Origin of the sequence: Flavobacterium kochi, from assembly GCF_048286715.1 — a bacterium.
Lineage (GTDB): Bacteria > Bacteroidota > Bacteroidia > Flavobacteriales > Flavobacteriaceae > Flavobacterium.
In genome coordinates this window covers 219,588-237,769 of record NZ_JBLVPW010000001.1, presented here as the reverse complement: position 1 = coordinate 237,769, position 18,182 = coordinate 219,588, and the positions used below count along the sequence as shown (strand labels likewise).

Here is an 18,182-nt window from a genome sequence, read left to right as displayed (position 1 = left end):
CGAAAAATGAAAAAGAAATTAATTATATTATATTTTATGGGAGGACTAGCTTTGCTAAGTTCTTGCTCCGATAACCTCGAATTACAAAACCCTAGTAAAGTAACAACCGGTTCTTTCTGGCAAACTCCTGAGGATTTGGAGTCTGGTTTAGCAACGGTTTACAATGTATTGGTAGATAACAATAACGCGGGTTATTGGGAAATACAAGCAATGCAGTTAAAAGAGAACAGAACAGAAAATTTTGTTGCAAGAAATGATGTGCCTGGGCGCTATGCAGTTTCCAGCTATAAAAATACGCCTAGTACCAGTGAGACTACCGGAATGTATAAAGCAATGTATATTGGTATATTTCGTGCAAATCAAGTAATCAATTATGCTCCTCAAATCAAAAATATTGATGAGACAAAAAGAGCGCAAATCGTTGCTGAAGCTACTTTTCTTAGAGGATTGAACTATTTTAATTTAGTAAATGAATTTGGGAGTGTTCCAATTTTTACAGATTTAGTAAAAGAATCGGCAGATTATTTTAAAGAAAAATCAACGGAAGAGGAAGTGTGGAAACAGATAATTGCAGATTTTCAAGCGGCAGCAACAAGTCCTCTACCTGAAATCTATCCTTCTGCTTTAAAAGGCAGAGTAACGAAAAATACGGCAATCGCGTACCTTGGAAAATCGTATTTATATTTAAAAGATTGGGCTAAAGCCGAAGAGCAATTCTCTAAGTTAGTAAATAACGAAACTGCAAATGGGTTTGGTCTTTTGGATGATTATGCACAATTATTTGATGGTAAACATGAAAACAGTAAGGAATCAGTGTTTGAAATTCAGTTCAGCAGGCAAGGTGGTGCTACTATTTGGGGTGGAAATCCATCAGAAAGAACCAGAGCAACCACAATGGCTCAGGAACTGGCGCCAGGAGAAGTTGGAGGATGGTTTGAGTTGTTACCTTCCAAAAAATTATTAGAGGCTATGACCAAAGAGAAAACGACGGATGGTAGTTTTGATCCTAGAGCTCTTGCTACTTTGGCATGGGATTATCCGGGTTGCGTGTATTACAATTCTAATTTCACGTCTAAGTTTAAGGCGACTGATATATGGATAAGAAAAAATCAAAACTGGTGGAATAATGATGAAGGAGATTGGAAATCAGAATTGAATGAATATGCAATGCGTTATGCCGATGTAATTTTAATGCTCGCTGAAGCTAAAACGATGCAAGGAAAAACAGCTGAAGCTATTCCTTTAGTTAAAAGAATAAGAGACAGAGCGAAGTTAGCCGCTATTGTAATGACGGGATGGAATCAAACCCAAATGATGACTGAGATTATGCATCAAAGAAATGTTGAGTTTGCGCGTGAGGGTATTCATTGGTATGATTTAAGAAGATGGGGTACTTTGGAAAAAGTAATCAAAGAAAGTCAAGTTGGCGGTTATCTTAATTACTCGGCTAAATACAACTACTTTCCTATTCCGGAAAGTGAGTTAAATAATAACCCCAAAATGACACAAAATGCCAATTGGTAATAAGGGTTGTATATTTTAAATTAATAAAAGATTAGAATAAGATTTTGTCAAATGGTTAATGAGCTATATTATAGTGAATTAATCATTTGTCATGTCTTATAAAACATTTGATATCTTTAATGTTTATCAAGAAGAAATAATATGATCCTGAAAATCCGTTATACAGAAGAAAGCAATAATTTTAAACTGCAAAACAGAACCAATATTAGGAGAACGGTGTTAAGAATAATAAATATGAAAGAAAAACTAGAATTCTATTTTAATAAAAAATGTGTTTTCACTTTGTGTTTTGTGATTAGTGTCATTAGTCTGTCGGCGCAAAAAGTGACAATTCCTATTGCAACCAATAATAATCTGATGCTGCTGCAAACGGACAACACCAATAGGTTAAAAACTATTTACTTTGGTAAACCGCTAGGTGACGAAAGTGAATATTCGTCTGTTGCTGATGCTTATGATTTTAATGATGCGAATGCAGGAATCTACAATTCAGCCTATACGCCGGCAGGAACATGGAATTTTTCCGAACCGGCTATACAAGTTAAACATGCGGATGGAAATCCTTCGTTAGAACTGAAATATGTTAGTCATAAAAAGGAAAAAATAGATGAGAATTCATCTCTCACACGTATCGTTTTAAAGGATTCTCTTTATCCGTTTGAGGTTACTTTGTGTTATAAAGTTTGGGAAAAAGAAAATATAATTGAGCAATGGACTGAGATAAAACACAGTGAAAAGAAACCGGTCCTGTTGCAAAAATTTGCTTCCGCTAATCTATATTTCACCAGTAAAGACTTTTATCTTACCAGTTTTCAAGGAGAATATTTAAAAGAAATGCAACCCATAGAATCAAAGCTTCTACAAGGAATAAGAACCATAGATTCTAAATTGGGAACAAGGGCCATGCTTTTGCAAACACCGAATTTCATGATTTCATTTGGTAAACCTGCTTCAGAAAATGAGGGGACGGTTTTATTGGGTCAGCTGGCCTGGAGCAGTAACTTTAAACTGGATTTTGAAATAGACTCCTATAAAAATCTTCGCCTAATTGCAGGAATTAATCCATATGCTTCTGAATATTCCCTGCCTGCAAATCAAATTTTTAAGACCCCGGCTTTAGTGTATTCTTTATCAAATCATGGAACGGGCGAAGCGAGTCGAAATCTTCACGACTGGGCAAGGAAATACAGATTGTTGGATGGTCAAGGAGAGCGGCTTACTTTATTGAACAATTGGGAAGCGACTTACTTTGATTTTGATGAAAACAAAATTACAGCCTTATTCAAAGATGCAAAAGACTTAGGAGTAGATATGTTCTTGTTGGATGACGGATGGTTTGGAAATAAACATCCCCGAAATAATGACAATGCCGGTCTTGGCGATTGGCAGGAAAATGTCAAAAAACTGCCGCATGGTCTGGGTTATTTAGTCAAAGAAGCAAAAAAGGAAGGTGTTAAGTTTGGTATTTGGATTGAGCCCGAAATGGTAAATCCAAAAAGTGAATTATATGAAAAGCATCTGGATTGGGTAATCCGTCAGCCCGAAAGACCTGAAGTGTATTATAGAAATCAATTGGTACTTGACTTATCGAATCCCCAGGTGCAGGACTTTGTTTTTGGAATCGTTGACAATCTGTTTGTAAAGAATCCTGAATTGGCTTTTATAAAATGGGATTGCAATGCCGTTATTTACAATGCGTATTCAGCTTATCTCAATAAAAAAGGAATTCCTCAATCTAATTTGTACGTTGACTATACGAAAGGTTTGTATAAAGTACTGCAACGAATTCGAGCCAAATATCCTAAAGTACCAATGATGTTGTGTTCTGGCGGAGGCGGTCGTGGCGATTATGAATTGCTTAAATATTTCACGGAATTCTGGCCGAGCGATGATACTGAACCTGTGGAAAGAATATTTATGCAATGGGATTATTCTTATTTCTTTCCAGCTATAGCCACCGATAATCATGTTACTGACTGGGGAAAACAACCGCTGAAATTTAGAATTGATGTAGCGAGTATGGGTAAATTAGGGTTTGATATTGTAGCAAGCCATTTAAATGAAAAGGATAAATTATTCTGTAAACAGGCAATTGCCAATTATAATTCTTTTAAAGATATTGTATGGCATGGCGATTTATATCGTTTATTAAATCCTCATGAAAATGATATCTCAGCATTGATGTATGTTAATCCAAATAAGAGTAGAGCAATTGTTTTTAATTATCTGGTGAATAACCGTTTTAAAATGACGGCAACCCAAAGACCAGTTGTTTTAAATGGATTGGATCCAAAGAAAAAATACACGGTTAAAGAAATTAACCTGTACCCCGGAACAACATCATTAATCCTTTCTGACAAGGAGTATACAGGAGATTTTTTGATGAAAGTTGGTGTAAACCCGAATGTTACTTTACAAAGAACAAGCGTAGTGCTGGAAATTAATGAAGTGAAATAGGATAATCGGAATATTAATAATAGCGTTTGTTCATTATAAAGATAAATTATGAAAATACTAGTTACAGGAGGTTTAGGTTTTATTGGTTCGCATACCGTGGTCGAATTGCAAAATGAAGGATTTGAAGTTGTAATTATAGATAATCTTTCTAACTCATCTGAAGATGTTTTAAAAGGAATAGTAGCGATAACAGATAAAATGCCTGTTTTTGAAAAGCTGGATTTGAGAGAGAAAGCTTCGGTTGGGGATTTTTTCAAAAGGCATGCTGATGTTTCTGGCATAATCCATTTTGCAGCTTCTAAAGCAGTAGGTGAAAGTGTAGGTAACCCATTATTATATTATGAAAATAACATTAATACGTTAATCTATTTGCTTCAGGAATTACAACAAAAACCGGAGGCCCATTTTATTTTTAGTTCTTCTTGCACCGTTTATGGTCAGGCTGAAATAATGCCTATTAATGAAAATGCTGCAGTTAAGCCGGCAATGTCACCTTATGGGAATACGAAGCAAATTGGTGAAGAAATCATTACTGATGTTACAAAAGTAAGCGGCATAAATGCTATTTTGTTGCGTTATTTTAATCCTATTGGTTCGCATCCGTCAACAGAAATAGGAGAATTACCCATAGGAACACCGCAAAATTTAGTGCCCTTTATTACACAAACGGGAATTGGATTGCGAGAAGAGTTATCGGTTTACGGAAATGATTACCCAACCCCTGATGGAACTTGTGTACGGGATTATATTCATGTTGTCGATTTAGCAAAAGCACATGTTATTGCTTTGCAGCGGTTGGTAAATAAAAAGAATCTAGATAAGATAGAGACTTTTAATCTTGGAACCGGCACGGGAAGCTCTGTTTTGGAAGTGATTAAAGCTTTCGAAAAAGTCAGCGGGCAAAAATTACCCTATAAAATTGTTGATAGAAGGGAAGGGGATGTGATTTCCGCTTATGCCAATACAGACAAAGCAAATAGTGTTCTTGGTTGGAAAATACAATCAACTTTGGAAGAAGGCATAGCAAGTGCCTGGAAATGGGAACAAAAGGTCAGAAATAAAAATTGATTTAGGAGCTGCTCGAAAGGGATCGAATCAATTGATTAACACTGAATAGTTTGTGAAACGATGCTGTAAAATAGAGGGGTTGATTCCATTGTTTTTAGAATTTAACTTATTTAACAGTAATAAATGTAAAAAACACATTTGTAAGTGATGTAAATAAATTTTTTTATTTTACTTTTGACTTTCGCAATTCATAAAATAATTATGAAATTAAAGCAGATATCATAATTTATAATAAATTATAATATTTTTACGCAAAGAATGTTGCACTGTGATAAATAAAATGGCAAAATTTAAAAACGGTGCGACTATTATTAAAAAAAAACTAATAACCCACGAGAATATTCTCGTTTATTTATATTAATTTTCTAAAAAACAAATTACTCATGAACCAGAACCTTGCTTTTGCGGATTACGCAGTTTTTCTTATCTATTTTATTGTGGTGTCCACTTATGGATATACCATTTATCGCAAACGTGAAAAAAATGAACACGATGCCAAAGCTTATTTTTTGGCAGAAGGAACACTAACATGGTGGGCGATTGGAGCTTCTTTAATTGCTTCTAATATTTCCGCAGAACAGTTTATTGGAATGAGTGGAGAAGGATTCTTTTTAGGAATCGCTGTTGCTGCTTATGAATGGATTGCAGCTATTGCTTTGATTATTGTAGCGGTTTGGTTTATTCCTGTTTATTTAAAAAATAAGATTTACACCATGCCTCAATTTTTAAAAACAAGGTACAATGAATCCACTGCCTTAATTATGGCAGTTTTTTGGTTGTTCTTGTATGTATTTGTAAACTTAACGTCTATTTTATATTTGGGAGCTGTAGCGATCAATGGATTGGCTGGCGGAGAATACTTACATGCCATTATGATTGGGCTTGCCGTTTTTGCCTTGTTGATCTCTTTAGGAGGTATGAAAGTGGTTGCTTATACGGATGTAATTCAGGTAGCAGTTTTAATAATCGGAGGACTGGTAACTTCTTATATTGCTTTGACTACTGTTGGACACTATTTTGGAGTGGGCGAAAATGCGATTGCTGGTTTTAAAGTATTGATGAGAGAAGCTCCAGAGCATTTCAAAATGATTATCCCTAAACCAACTGCAACTTCATCTCAAAATGACATCAATAAATACCTTACTTTCCCTGGGATGTTATCTTATTTAGCTGGTATTTGGATTATCAATCTTAATTATTGGGGTTGTAACCAGTACATTACTCAAAGAGCATTGGGTGCTGATTTGCAAACTGCCCGTACCGGTATTTTGTTTGCAGGTATTTTAAAATTATTAATGCCGCTTATTGTTATGTTACCCGGTATTGCTGCTTACGTTTTGTATGAAAATGGACATTTACCACAATTGGTTGGAGGTAAAGATGGGGCCTATTCTGCCGTGTTGACTTTCTTGCCAACGGGTCTTAAAGGGCTTTCCGTTGCTGCTTTAACTGCTGCTATTGTAGCTTCTTTAGCAGGTAAAGTAAATAGTATTTCGACTATTTATACACTGGATGTTCATAAGAAATACATTCAAAAAGATGCGACTGACAGAGGTCAGGTAAATATAGGAAGAATTGCAGTTTTTGGAGCAATGGTTCTTGCTGTCCTGTTTACATGGAATGATTTGTTAGGAATTGGTGGTGTGGGAGGTTTTACTTATATTCAAAAATATACGGGTTTTATTAGTCCGGGAGTGTTTGCAATGTTTTTCCTTGGTATGTTCTGGAAAAGAACGACTGGTACTGCAGCAATAGTAGGTGTTATAGCCGGGTTTTTATTATCTGTTTTATTCAATGAATTTGCGCCGGCTTTATTTGGTAATGAAACATTGCTTTACACAGCTTACAGCAATGGGAAAGGTGGATTTGAAATACCGTTTCATATCTGTATGGGGTTATCATTTATATTTACCATGCTTCTTATGATTGGAATAAGTTTTGCTGGTCCAAAAGTAAATCCTAAAGCATTTGAACTGGATACTGAAATGTTTAAATTGAAACCACAGACAACAGTGTTGATCGTAATCACATTATTAATTATTTGTGCATTATATATTAAGTTTTGGTAATATTATTTTTAAAGAACTAGTTTTTTGATTACTATTGTAATCAGATCAATGCCGTTTAGTTAAGCTTTTCAGTTAGTGATAATCAAATTGAAATGTTTAACTAAAGGGCTTTTGGTTTTAAAGGCGTATGTAAAATTTAATTGGTATGGAGGGTCGTTTAAAAAAGAAGAATTTTTCATTTGCAGTCGATTGTATCATATTCGGATACGATGGTCAGGATTTAAAATTGTTGGTAATAAAGAGAAGTTTTGAACCATTTAAGGGGAAATGGAGTTTAGTAGGAGGGTTTTTAGAAGATGATGAAAGTGCCGAAGCGGCAGCAGTTCGGGTACTAAAAGGTCTTACCGGCTTAGATGGCCTGTATATGGAACAGTTGCATTGTTTTTCGGAACCCAAAAGAGGTGGCGCAGAGAGAATCATTTCTGTTGCCTTTTTTGCTTTAATTGATATTCAAAAATACAATCAGCAAATCAATGAAGATTATCATCCTGCTTGGTTTTCTATTAATCAATTACCCGAATTAATTTTCGACCATTCTGCGATTGTTGAACTGGCCAAAGAAAAATTGCGCTATAAGGCTGCGCTGCATCCGCTATTATTTGAATTGTTGCCGGATAAGTTTACCATGCCGCAATTGCAAAGTCTTTACGAGGCAGTTTATAATATGGAATTTGATAAGGGGAATTTCAATAGGAAGTTGTTGTCTACAAAATTGTTGGTAAAGCTGGAAGACAAAGACATGCTCAATTCAAAAAAAGGAGCATTTTATTACACTGTAAATTTAAAAAAATATAGTGCTGGTTTTAAAACCTTTTTAAATTTTGTTTCCAGTCAATACATTAACGAATAGTATTTTGTAGCGACGGGAAAAAGCTAAAAAAGCTTTCGTTTTAGGCGAAAGCTTTTTTAATAAAGTAAAAATTAATCCTTAGTTTCTGTTAACTAATGCTTCTTGTTTCCAGTTTTTAACGGAAGCTATTCTGTTGTTAGAATAATCAACTTCAGTTAAATTAGTAAAACCATTGTCATTTTTTTCGGACCAAAAAAACCATTTTCCGGCTTTAATCCCGTTTTTATATTCACCTGATGCAATTTTGTTTCCTTTTTCATCAAAAGAAACCCAAATTCCCTCTAGTTTTCCATTTTCAAAAAAACCTTCTTGTTGCACTTGGCCATTTTCAAAAAAGTAAGTTGCTCTGACCTTTTTGCCAAAAGGCTCCAATACTGGTTTTGATTCTTGTGCGAAAACCATCCCTGAGAACAATATTGCTACTAAAATAATACATTTTTTCATATCTGGAGTTTTAATATTTCATATTTATTTACCAAATTTAACGAATACTTTACATTAAAAAAACTTTTACGTAACAATTTAATAACATTAGACAAAAGCTTAACATTGGAAAATAAATTGCGATAAAAAACAATGGTGTAAAAATTGACCGTTCTCCATTCATTATTGATAATTAGTCGTAAACTTGCGCGGGATCCCATAGTGCGAACAGCTGAAACAATCAAAATTTGGATTATATGTAGGAGTCGTAATTGTAGCTGAGAGCATGCTGAAGCACTTATTGTGCTTTTTTCATTTCCACCAAATGAGCCATATTTTTAATTAAATTATGGTGTTTCTTAACAAAAGGATTGGTTTCGTCCCAAACATAACCAGCTAGAACAGCGCATATTTTGCGTTTTACATCTGGGTTTTCCGGTTGATGAAAAAATAAGGTTTGCAGGTTTCCAGTATACCATTCTTTTACATAAGTGGTAAAAACGGTAATCCCTCTTTTCATATAGATAGTAAATTCTTCTTCCCAATCGACACTGATTCCTTGTGATTCTTTTATGAAAAGTTTTGCGGCAAGCATTCCGGATTCGGTAGCAAAAGCTACTCCTGATGAAAAAACGGGATCTAAAAATTCCGAACTGTTCCCCGTTAAGGCAAAACCGTCTCCATACATTTGTTTTACAGAACGGGAATAATTCTCTAATTTTACGGGTTCAAACAAGAAATCAACTCCCTCAAAACGATCAATATAATAGTCTGAAAGTTGAATAGCATTCTTCAGAGCTTCTGAATTATTTTTATTTTCTGAAAGCGAATTGATAAAATCAGTTGGGCCAACAATGCCTAAACTTGTATTTCCATTAGAGAAAGGGATGACCCAAAGCCATACTTCGGTTTCTAAAACATCAAAAGAAATTAATGTTCCTTCTTCGCCTTTAGGTCTATTGATATCTTTTACATGTGTGAAAATTGAAGAATGAGGATCCAGTTTTGAAGGCGTGTCTAAGTCTAAAAGGCGTGGCAAAACCCTACCGTAACCGCTAGAATCTATTATGAACTTAGCGTTGATTTCTTTAAGATTTCCTTCTTTGTCTTTTACAATAGTTTTAGAATTTTTTTCTTCAAAAGAAACGGAAATGACTTCTGATTCGAATTCTAGATCAATTCCTTTTCTAATAATTTCTTGCGCCATTGTATTGTCAAAATCAGCTCTTGGCACTTGCCAAGTCCAATCCCAGCCTTCCGAAAATTTATCGCTAAAATCGAAAACGCAAATTTCTTCTCCTCTTATAAATCGTGCCCCAAGTTTTTTTTCGAAATTCATTGCGTTAAGACTTTCAAATAATCCTGCTTCTACAAAATGATCCATCACGCGAGGAATTAAACTTTCCCCTACAACAAGTCTTGGAAATTTTGTTTTTTCCACGATTTTAACCTTGATGTTGTTGTTGAATAGATGAGATCCTGAGACACATCCTGAAGGTCCAGCCCCAATGATTAATACATCTACAAACTCCTTTAACATATTGTTATATTATAATTGATTATTGCATCACATTTGCCACCGTCAAAATACTACATTTATTTTGAAAAAAAAAACCTAATCCAGTATAATCAAAAAGGTTTGCATGAGCACTATAAATGAATATTTAAGTCTAAAAGAACTCGAGTCAATAATCTTGGAAATAAACAAATTGAAAGCAGCAAAGTTGTATTAAAAAGGATAAATGAAAGGTTGATTTTTAAAAGAATTCTCTGAAAATAAAGTTATTTACGGCGTTAATACTGGTTTTGGACCTATGGCTCAATACCGAATTAAAGATGAGGATAGATACAATTACAATACAATTTAATCAGAAGTCATTCTTCGGGAACTGGAAAGCCAATAAATGCCATTTGTATAAAAGCTGCAATTCTGGCACAATTAAATGCGCTTTCTTTAGGGAATTCTGGTGTTCATCCGTCAGTAATTCATCTGATGGCAGCATTGATTAACAAAGATATCATTCATTTGATTTTTGAACATGGCGGATAACTCGGCGGAATTTCAACGGCAGATTGGATAGATTTCTCTAAAACAGATCAACATTGTCATCGACATCAATGGGGCCATCTGGGTTTTAAATAGTTCTCAATTTGATATTGAAAACAGGTTTGTTTTATAGCTTTTTTAATTTGTTCTGTCATGGAAGTACTTATTTAATGTTAGACAATAACGTATAGCTTGACTTAAGATTGTCTATACCAATGTCACATTTGATTAGCCGAGTAAAAAAATGAAATATTTTAAAACTTTTGAGAGAGTCTTGCCTATAACACTATAAATAAAGTGTAAAATGAAAAAAGAGGCAAGCGATGATAAGATTATTTCTGTTGATTTTAAGGAAGCTAGAAGGATTTTAGGCCTATCCAAGGGGGCTATGTTGAAATATGAAAAGGCTAATAAATTAGATTTACCAGACTTGGAGAAAGAAACAATATCTTATCAAACATCTATTGGATATTCAAATTAAAGGACTCAAATAAGAGTCCTTTTTTCTATCTTTGCCGAAGAAAATTTTTACGGTTTTATATACTTTGTAAAACTACACACTTACGAGCCCTTTAAATAAGCGGGCTTATAATAAATAATTGATTATGTATAGAAGTCATAATTGTGGTGAATTGAACGCCTCACATATTAATACAGAAGTTACACTTGCGGGTTGGGTTCAGAAATCTCGTGACAAAGGATTTATGAATTGGGTTGATTTGCGTGACCGTTACGGAATTACGCAATTAATTTTCGACGAAGGTCGTTCTGATAAAAAAGTTTTTGAATTAGCAAAAACCTTAGGGCGTGAATTTGTAGTTCAGGTAAAAGGAACTGTTATTGAGCGTGAAGCAAAAAATAAAAATATTCCGACAGGCGAAATAGAAATTTTGGTTACAGAGTTGAATATTCTTAATGCTTCGCTTACCCCTCCTTTCACTATTGAAGATGAAACAGATGGGGGAGAAGATATTAGAATGAAATATCGTTACCTTGACATTAGAAGAAATCCCGTGAAAAACAGTTTGCTTTTCCGTCATAAAGTAGCGATGGAAGTGCGTAAATATCTTTCAGACTTGGATTTTTGTGAAGTGGAAACGCCTTATTTGATCAAGTCTACTCCGGAAGGAGCCAGAGATTTTGTTGTTCCTTCCCGAATGAATGAAGGACAGTTTTATGCTTTACCACAATCGCCACAAACCTTTAAACAGTTATTAATGGTGGGTGGAATGGATAAATATTTCCAAATTGTGAAATGTTTTCGCGATGAAGATTTACGTGCTGACAGACAGCCTGAATTTACGCAGATTGATTGTGAAATGGCTTTCGTGGAACAGGAAGATATTTTGAATATTTTCGAAGGACTGACCAGGCATTTATTAAAAGAAATAAAAGGTATCGAAGTAGATAGATTCCCTAGAATGACCTACGAACATGCGATGAAAACATATGGAAATGACAAACCGGACATTCGTTTTGGAATGGAATTTGGGGAGTTAAACGAAGTTGCGAAAAGCAAAGAATTCCCAGTTTTTAATGCTGCTGAATTAGTGGTGGGAATTGCCGTTCCCGGAATTGGAAATTATACTCGTAAGGAAATTGATGGGTTAATTGAATGGGTAAAGCGTCCTCAGGTTGGTGCCTCAGGAATGGTATATGTAAAATGCAATGAAGACGGAACTTTTAAATCATCAGTAGATAAATTCTACGATCAAAATGATTTAAGTAATTGGGCAAAAACCACAGGAGCTCAGCCGGGAGATATGATTTTTGTTCTTTCTGGACCAGCCGATAAAACACGAGGGCAGTTAAGTGCATTGCGTATGGAATTAGCAACAAGATTAGGTCTGAGAAAACCAACTGAATTTGCACCGCTCTGGGTTGTTGATTTTCCTTTATTGGAATTTGATGAAGAAAGTGGTCGTTATCATGCGATGCATCACCCTTTTACGTCTCCTAAGCCTGAAGACATGCATTTGTTGGAAACAAATCCAGGAAAAGTTCGCGCGAATGCCTATGATATGGTTTTGAATGGAAATGAAATTGGTGGCGGATCGATTCGTATTCATGATAAAGCAACACAACAGTTGATGTTTAAATATTTAGGTTTTACAGAAGAAGAAGCCAAAGCGCAATTTGGATTCCTGATGGATGCGTTCCAGTTTGGTGCGCCGCCACATGGAGGACTGGCTTTTGGATTGGATCGATTAGTGGCGATTTTAGGAGGTCAGGAAACCATTCGCGACTTTATTGCTTTTCCGAAAAATAATTCGGGAAGAGATGTTATGATAGATGCACCATCTATTATAGACGAATCACAGTTAAAAGAGTTGCATATAAAAATTGACTTAGTGTAGTTTGTCGTTTAAATTTGTTAGAAAAGGTTGAATATCAATATTTTTACAAAATAAAAAGCGAAGAATGACTTTCGTATTATATTAAATATTACATTTGCTTCATTATAAATTATTATTACTATTACAATGCGTACAGGTACAGTTAAATTTTTCAATGAATCTAAAGGTTACGGATTCATTACAGACGAAGAAACAGGAAAAGACATTTTTGTTCATGCATCAGGAATCAACGCGGAAGAATTGCGCGAAGGTGACAGAGTTAGCTATGAAGAAGAAGAAGGAAGAAAAGGAAAAGTTGCTGCGAAAGTAGCAGTGATCTAAGCATAAAAAAATTAATTTTTTTTGCCTACGAATGTTTAAAACGTTCCGAATTTATTCGGAACGTTTTTTTTTGCATTATTGTGAAAAAGGGGTGCTGTAAATGCGGAATTATTTATAATCATTAAAAATTGCAAGAAAACCATATTTCCAAAGAAATTAATTTCAATTTTTAGCTTGTGTTTTAATTCCTTGAAACCTATCTTTGTGGCTTATTTTTGCACGAAAAAAACATACTTATGCAGTCCGATCAATTAAATTATATTCCTATTTTAATGCAGTTTGTTTTAGCTGTGGGTTTTGTAGTTGGAACAATACTTATTTCTGGGAAATTAGGCCCAAAACGGACCTCTGAAATCAAAGATAAAAACTTTGAATGTGGTATAGAATCTGTGGGGAATGCCCGGATTCCTTTTTCGGTTAAATATTTTCTTGTTGCTATATTATTTGTTTTGTTTGATGTTGAGGTAATTTTTCTTTACCCATGGGCAATCAATTTCAAAGAATTGGGAATGGAAGGGATGGTAAAAATGGTGATTTTTATGCTTTTGCTTTTGGTAGGTTTTTTCTACATTATCAAAAAGAAAGCTTTGGAATGGGAATAAAAATTAAGTACGAATTAGAAATTACGAATTACAAAAATTCCGGTTTCTAATGTATTTATAAGAATGTTTTTAAATTTAAATTATGAACTCACAATTCATAATTCGTAATTCATAATTTTACAAGATGAGCGATTCTAAAATAAATATGGTTGAGCCGCCAGAAGGTGTTGTTGGTGAGGGTTTCTTCGCTACAAAACTGAATGATGTAGTGGGATTGGCTCGCGCTAATTCATTGTGGCCTTTGCCTTTTGCAACTTCTTGTTGCGGAATTGAATTTATGGCTACAATGGCTTCGCATTATGATTTAGCGCGTTTTGGATCTGAGCGAGTGAGTTTCTCTCCCCGTCAAGCGGATATGCTTATGGTAATGGGAACAATTTCAAAAAAAATGGCGCCGATTTTACGTCAGGTTTATGAGCAGATGTCGGAACCTCGTTGGGTAATCGCTGTTGGTGCTTGTGCTTGTTCAGGTGGGATTTTTGACACGTATTCTGTTTTACAAGGTATTGACAAAGTGATTCCTGTTGATGTGTATGTTCCGGGTTGTCCGCCAAGACCAGAGCAAATTGTTGATGGTGTTATGAAATTGCAAGAATTAGTAAGAAATGAATCTGTAAGAAGAAGAAGTTCTCCGGAATACCAAGAATTATTAGCTTCTTATAATATCAAATAAAATAATGGCGCTAGAAACGATACAAATCCAAGAAAAATTAGTCGAAACATTTGATTCAGCTGTTTTCGAATTCAAGCAGGAAAAAGATATATTTTCATTTGAAGTGGCTGCTGATAAAATTACAGCTGTGATTCTTTTTTTGAAAAATGACCCTACATTGCGTTTTCATTTTTTAACCGATTTGTGTGGGGTTCACTATCCTGACAATGATGTTGATCATCAATTTGCCGTTGTCTATCATTTGCACAATTGGTACGAAAACAAAAGAATTAAAATCAAGGCATTTATCAACGGTGAAAACCCAGAAATAAAAACAATATCCAACATTTTCTTAAGTTCAAATTGGATGGAAAGAGAAACGTTTGATTTTTATGGGATAAACTTCATTGGTCATCCACAATTGAAACGTATTTTGAATATGGATGAAATGATTTCTTTTCCGATGCGAAAAGAATTTCCGATGGAAGATAGCGGAAGAACTGACAAAGATGACCGTTTCTTTGGAAGAACCACAGACAATTATTAAAAACACATACTATTATAATTTTTCACATTAGATAAATGTCAGAACTATTATTGCCACCAGAGCATCGATATGCTAAAAGAATAAAAGAGCAGCTAAACGAAGACGGAAGCGAGCTTTCTATTCTGAATTTAGGACCGACTCACCCAGCGACACACGGTATTTTTCAAAATATTTTGTTGATGGATGGGGAAAGAATTCTAGAAGCGGAACCCACCATTGGTTACATTCACAGAGCTTTCGAAAAAATTGCTGAAAACCGCCCTTTTTACCAAATTACACCGCTTACTGACAGAATGAACTACTGTTCATCGCCTATAAACAATATGGGGTGGTGGATGACATTGGAAAAATTGTTGGATATTGAAGTTCCTAAAAGAGCACAATATTTACGGGTAATTGTAATGGAATTGGCAAGAATCACAGATCATATTATCTGTAATTCAATTCTTGGTGTGGATACCGGAGCTTATACCGGATTTTTATATGTTTTCCAATTTAGAGAAAAAGTGTATGAGATCTACGAAGAAATTTGTGGAGCTCGGTTAACTACGAATATGGGAAGAATTGGTGGTTTCGAAAGAGATTGGTCACCAGAAGCTTTTAGAAAATTAGATGTGTTTTTAGAGGAATTTCCGGCAGCTTGGAAAGAATTTGAGAATTTATTCGAAAGAAATAGAATTTTTATTGACAGAACTGTAAATGTTGGAGCAATAACAGCTGAACAAGCTATGGCTTACGGATTTACAGGTCCGAATTTACGTGCTGCGGGTGTTGATTATGATGTTAGGGTAGCGCAACCTTATTCTTCTTATGAAGATTTTGATTTTATTATTCCTGTTGGGAAATCTGGAGATACTTACGATCGCTTTTGTGTTCGTAATGCAGAGGTTTGGGAAAGTCTGAGTATTATTCGTCAGGCTTTAGCAAAAATGCCTGAAGGAAATGATTTCCATGCAGATGTCCCTGATTATTATCTTCCACCAAAAGAAGATGTTTATACAAACATGGAATCGCTGATTTACCATTTCAAAATTGTGATGGGGGAAGTTCCTGTTCCCGTTGCTGAAATTTATCACCCGGTAGAGGGTGGAAATGGAGAGCTAGGTTTTTATTTAGTTACTGACGGAAGTAGAACCCCTTATAGATTGCATTTTCGCAGACCTTGTTTTATTTACTATCAAGCGTATCCGGAAATGATTAAAGGTTCATTGCTATCGGATGCAATTGTTATTTTGTCAAGTTTAAATGTTATTGCTGGAGAACTAGACGCATAATGGTTATTGATTAACGATTTCGGATTTTAAAATAAAACTTTGTGACTTTGTGCCTTTGTGGCAAAAAAAATAAAAATGGAAAGAACGTATCACAAACAAGAAATAAATATGACGGAAGCATTGATGAATCGCATCAATGAATTGATAAGTCATTATCCTGAAGATAAAAGAAAATCGGCATTATTACCTGTTTTACATGAAGTTCAAGATGCTCACGAGAATTGGTTGAGTATTGAATTAATGAATGAAGTGGCCGCAATTCTTTTGATTAAACCGATAGAGGTTTACGAAGTAGTTTCGTTTTATACGATGTACAACCAAAGACCGATTGGAAAATACATGTTTGAATTTTGCCAGACTTCTCCTTGTTGTTTGAATGGGGTTGAAGATTTGATGGATTATACCTGTGAGAAATTAGGAGTGAAAGTGGGTGAGCCAACTCCAGACGGTCTGTTTGAAGTTAGAGGTGTTGAGTGTTTGGGGGCTTGTGGTTACGCTCCAATGATGCAATTAGGCGATTTTTACAAAGAACATTTGGACAAAGAAAAAATCGATCAATTAATTGCTGATTGCAAAAACGATAAAATAATATTACACGATAAATAATATGTCACAAAAAATATTATTAGATAAAATAAATATTCCAGGAATTAAAACTTACGAAGTGTACCGTCAAAACGGGGGCTATGCTTCAGTAGAAAAAGCCTTAAAAACATTAACACCAGACGAGGTTGTAGAAGAAGTGAAAACTTCAGGATTACGGGGTCGTGGCGGAGCAGGATTTCCGGCAGGAATGAAATGGAGTTTTATTGATAAAAAATCAGGGAAACCAAGACATCTGGTTTGTAATGCCGATGAATCTGAGCCAGGAACTTTCAAGGACCGTTATTTGATGGAATTTATCCCTCATTTATTGATTGAAGGAATGATTACTTCAAGTTATGCTTTGGGCGCAAACCTTTCTTATATCTACATTCGTGGAGAGTATATGTGGGTCTATAAAATATTAGAAAAAGCCATTAACGAAGCAAAAGCAGCTGGGTTTTTGGGAAAAAATATATTAGGTTCAGGTTATGACCTGGATTTATACGTTCATTGTGGTGCCGGAGCCTATATCTGTGGAGAAGAAACTGCATTGATTGAATCATTGGAAGGAAAAAGAGGAAATCCTCGTATCAAACCACCATTTCCAGCTATTTCAGGTCTTTGGGCAAATCCAACGGTTGTTAACAACGTAGAAACGATTGCTGCTGTGCCCTGGATTATTAATAATACAGGTGCAGAATATGCTAAAATTGGTATCGGACGTTCAACCGGAACTAAATTAATTTCTGCTTCGGGACATATTAAAAACCCGGGTGTTTATGAAATTGAATTGGGATTAAGTGTTTACGAATTCATGAATTCTGATGAATATTTAGGAGGAATGAGTTCTGACAGACCTTTAAAAGCTTTTGTACCGGGAGGAAGTTCTGTTCCTGTTTTACCGGCACATTTAATTTATAAAACAGCCGCTGGGGAAGATCGTTTGATGTCTTACGAATCGTTAAGTGACGGTGGATTTGCTACAGGATCAATGTTAGGGTCAGGTGGATTTATCGTTTACAATGATACCTCATGTATTGTTCGTAATACATGGAATTTCTCTCGTTTTTATCACCATGAAAGTTGTGGACAATGTTCGCCTTGTCGTGAAGGAACAGGCTGGATGGAAAAAGTATTACACAGAATAGAAAATGGTCACGGTCGTGAAGAAGATATCGATTTGCTTTTGAGCATTCAAAGTAAAATTGAAGGAAATACAATTTGTCCATTAGGTGATGCAGCAGCTTGGCCGGTGGCAGCAGCAATTCGTCACTTTAGGGATGAGTTTGAATACCATATCCGTTTCCCGGAAAAAATTAAAAATAGAGACCATTTTGTTGCTGAACCTTTTGAAAAAGTAAAGCATTTAGTTTCTAAAGTAATCGTATAAAGTCAAGAATTTCAGA

General features: G+C 35.1%; 16 protein-coding genes and 1 pseudogene. 15 read left to right on the top strand and 2 right to left on the bottom strand.

What is annotated here, in order from left to right:
• Positions 1 to 6 precede the first annotated feature (6 nt).
• The 5 genes from ACNQGH_RS01000 to ACNQGH_RS00980 all read left to right on the top strand — a co-directional run bounded on the left by ACNQGH_RS01000 (position 7) and on the right by ACNQGH_RS00980 (position 7,968).
• A complete protein-coding gene (locus ACNQGH_RS01000) occupies positions 7 to 1,524 on the top strand; it encodes a RagB/SusD family nutrient uptake outer membrane protein (protein ID WP_417954115.1) in 1,518 nt (505 codons plus the stop codon).
• 234 nt (positions 1,525 to 1,758) lie between these two features.
• Positions 1,759 to 3,981, top strand: coding sequence for an alpha-galactosidase (locus tag ACNQGH_RS00995; protein ID WP_417954404.1), 2,223 nt, complete (start codon positions 1,759 to 1,761; stop codon positions 3,979 to 3,981).
• A 48-nt stretch (positions 3,982 to 4,029) separates the two neighbouring features.
• The gene (galE, locus tag ACNQGH_RS00990) at positions 4,030 to 5,049 is read left to right on the top strand and encodes a UDP-glucose 4-epimerase GalE (protein WP_417954114.1); all 1,020 of its coding nucleotides are present in this window, start codon (positions 4,030 to 4,032) and stop codon (positions 5,047 to 5,049) included.
• A gap of 383 nt (positions 5,050 to 5,432) precedes the next feature.
• A complete protein-coding gene (locus ACNQGH_RS00985) occupies positions 5,433 to 7,118 on the top strand; it encodes a sodium/sugar symporter (protein ID WP_417954113.1) in 1,686 nt (561 codons plus the stop codon).
• 145 nt (positions 7,119 to 7,263) lie between these two features.
• Positions 7,264 to 7,968 carry an NUDIX hydrolase gene (locus tag ACNQGH_RS00980; protein ID WP_417954112.1) on the top strand — a complete coding sequence of 235 codons (705 nt, stop codon included), beginning with the start codon at positions 7,264 to 7,266 and terminating at the stop codon, positions 7,966 to 7,968.
• A 78-nt stretch (positions 7,969 to 8,046) separates the two neighbouring features.
• Here ACNQGH_RS00980 and ACNQGH_RS00975 read toward each other — a convergent pair whose 3' ends face one another.
• The gene (locus ACNQGH_RS00975) at positions 8,047 to 8,412 is read right to left on the bottom strand and encodes a toxin-antitoxin system YwqK family antitoxin (protein WP_417954111.1); all 366 of its coding nucleotides are present in this window, start codon (positions 8,410 to 8,412) and stop codon (positions 8,047 to 8,049) included.
• 277 nt (positions 8,413 to 8,689) lie between these two features.
• Positions 8,690 to 9,931, bottom strand: coding sequence for an NAD(P)/FAD-dependent oxidoreductase (locus ACNQGH_RS00970; RefSeq protein ID WP_417954110.1), 1,242 nt, complete (start codon positions 9,929 to 9,931; stop codon positions 8,690 to 8,692).
• Between the two features lie 103 nt (positions 9,932 to 10,034).
• Between ACNQGH_RS00970 and ACNQGH_RS00965 the strand changes: the two are divergent.
• From ACNQGH_RS00965 to nuoF, 10 genes and pseudogenes are all read left to right on the top strand, one after another.
• Positions 10,035 to 10,438: pseudogene (locus ACNQGH_RS00965) on the top strand (aromatic amino acid lyase); the annotation flags it as partial.
• A 304-nt stretch (positions 10,439 to 10,742) separates the two neighbouring features.
• Positions 10,743 to 10,919 carry a hypothetical protein gene (locus ACNQGH_RS00960; RefSeq protein ID WP_417954109.1) on the top strand — a complete coding sequence of 59 codons (177 nt, stop codon included), beginning with the start codon at positions 10,743 to 10,745 and terminating at the stop codon, positions 10,917 to 10,919.
• Positions 10,920 to 11,043: 124 nt separating this feature from the next.
• Positions 11,044 to 12,795 carry an aspartate--tRNA ligase gene (aspS, locus tag ACNQGH_RS00955; protein ID WP_417954108.1) on the top strand — a complete coding sequence of 584 codons (1,752 nt, stop codon included), beginning with the start codon at positions 11,044 to 11,046 and terminating at the stop codon, positions 12,793 to 12,795.
• Positions 12,796 to 12,921: 126 nt separating this feature from the next.
• Positions 12,922 to 13,116, top strand: a complete 195-nt coding sequence (locus tag ACNQGH_RS00950; protein WP_007137066.1) for a cold-shock protein — start codon at positions 12,922 to 12,924, stop codon at positions 13,114 to 13,116.
• 236 nt (positions 13,117 to 13,352) lie between these two features.
• A complete protein-coding gene (locus ACNQGH_RS00945) occupies positions 13,353 to 13,718 on the top strand; it encodes an NADH-quinone oxidoreductase subunit A (RefSeq protein ID WP_417954107.1) in 366 nt (121 codons plus the stop codon).
• A 124-nt stretch (positions 13,719 to 13,842) separates the two neighbouring features.
• A complete protein-coding gene (locus ACNQGH_RS00940; protein WP_417936640.1) occupies positions 13,843 to 14,391 on the top strand; it encodes an NADH-quinone oxidoreductase subunit B in 549 nt (182 codons plus the stop codon).
• A 4-nt stretch (positions 14,392 to 14,395) separates the two neighbouring features.
• Positions 14,396 to 14,917, top strand: coding sequence for an NADH-quinone oxidoreductase subunit C (locus tag ACNQGH_RS00935; protein WP_417954106.1), 522 nt, complete (start codon positions 14,396 to 14,398; stop codon positions 14,915 to 14,917).
• 35 nt (positions 14,918 to 14,952) lie between these two features.
• Complete coding sequence (locus ACNQGH_RS00930) at positions 14,953 to 16,191, top strand: NADH-quinone oxidoreductase subunit D (RefSeq protein WP_417954105.1); 1,239 nt, start codon at positions 14,953 to 14,955, stop codon at positions 16,189 to 16,191.
• A 75-nt stretch (positions 16,192 to 16,266) separates the two neighbouring features.
• The gene (locus tag ACNQGH_RS00925; protein ID WP_417954104.1) at positions 16,267 to 16,797 is read left to right on the top strand and encodes a complex I 24 kDa subunit family protein; all 531 of its coding nucleotides are present in this window, start codon (positions 16,267 to 16,269) and stop codon (positions 16,795 to 16,797) included.
• A 1-nt stretch (position 16,798) separates the two neighbouring features.
• Positions 16,799 to 18,166: an NADH-quinone oxidoreductase subunit NuoF gene (nuoF, locus tag ACNQGH_RS00920; protein ID WP_035668736.1), complete on the top strand. Its 1,368-nt coding sequence runs from the start codon at positions 16,799 to 16,801 to the stop codon at positions 18,164 to 18,166.
• Positions 18,167 to 18,182: the final 16 nt, after the last annotated feature.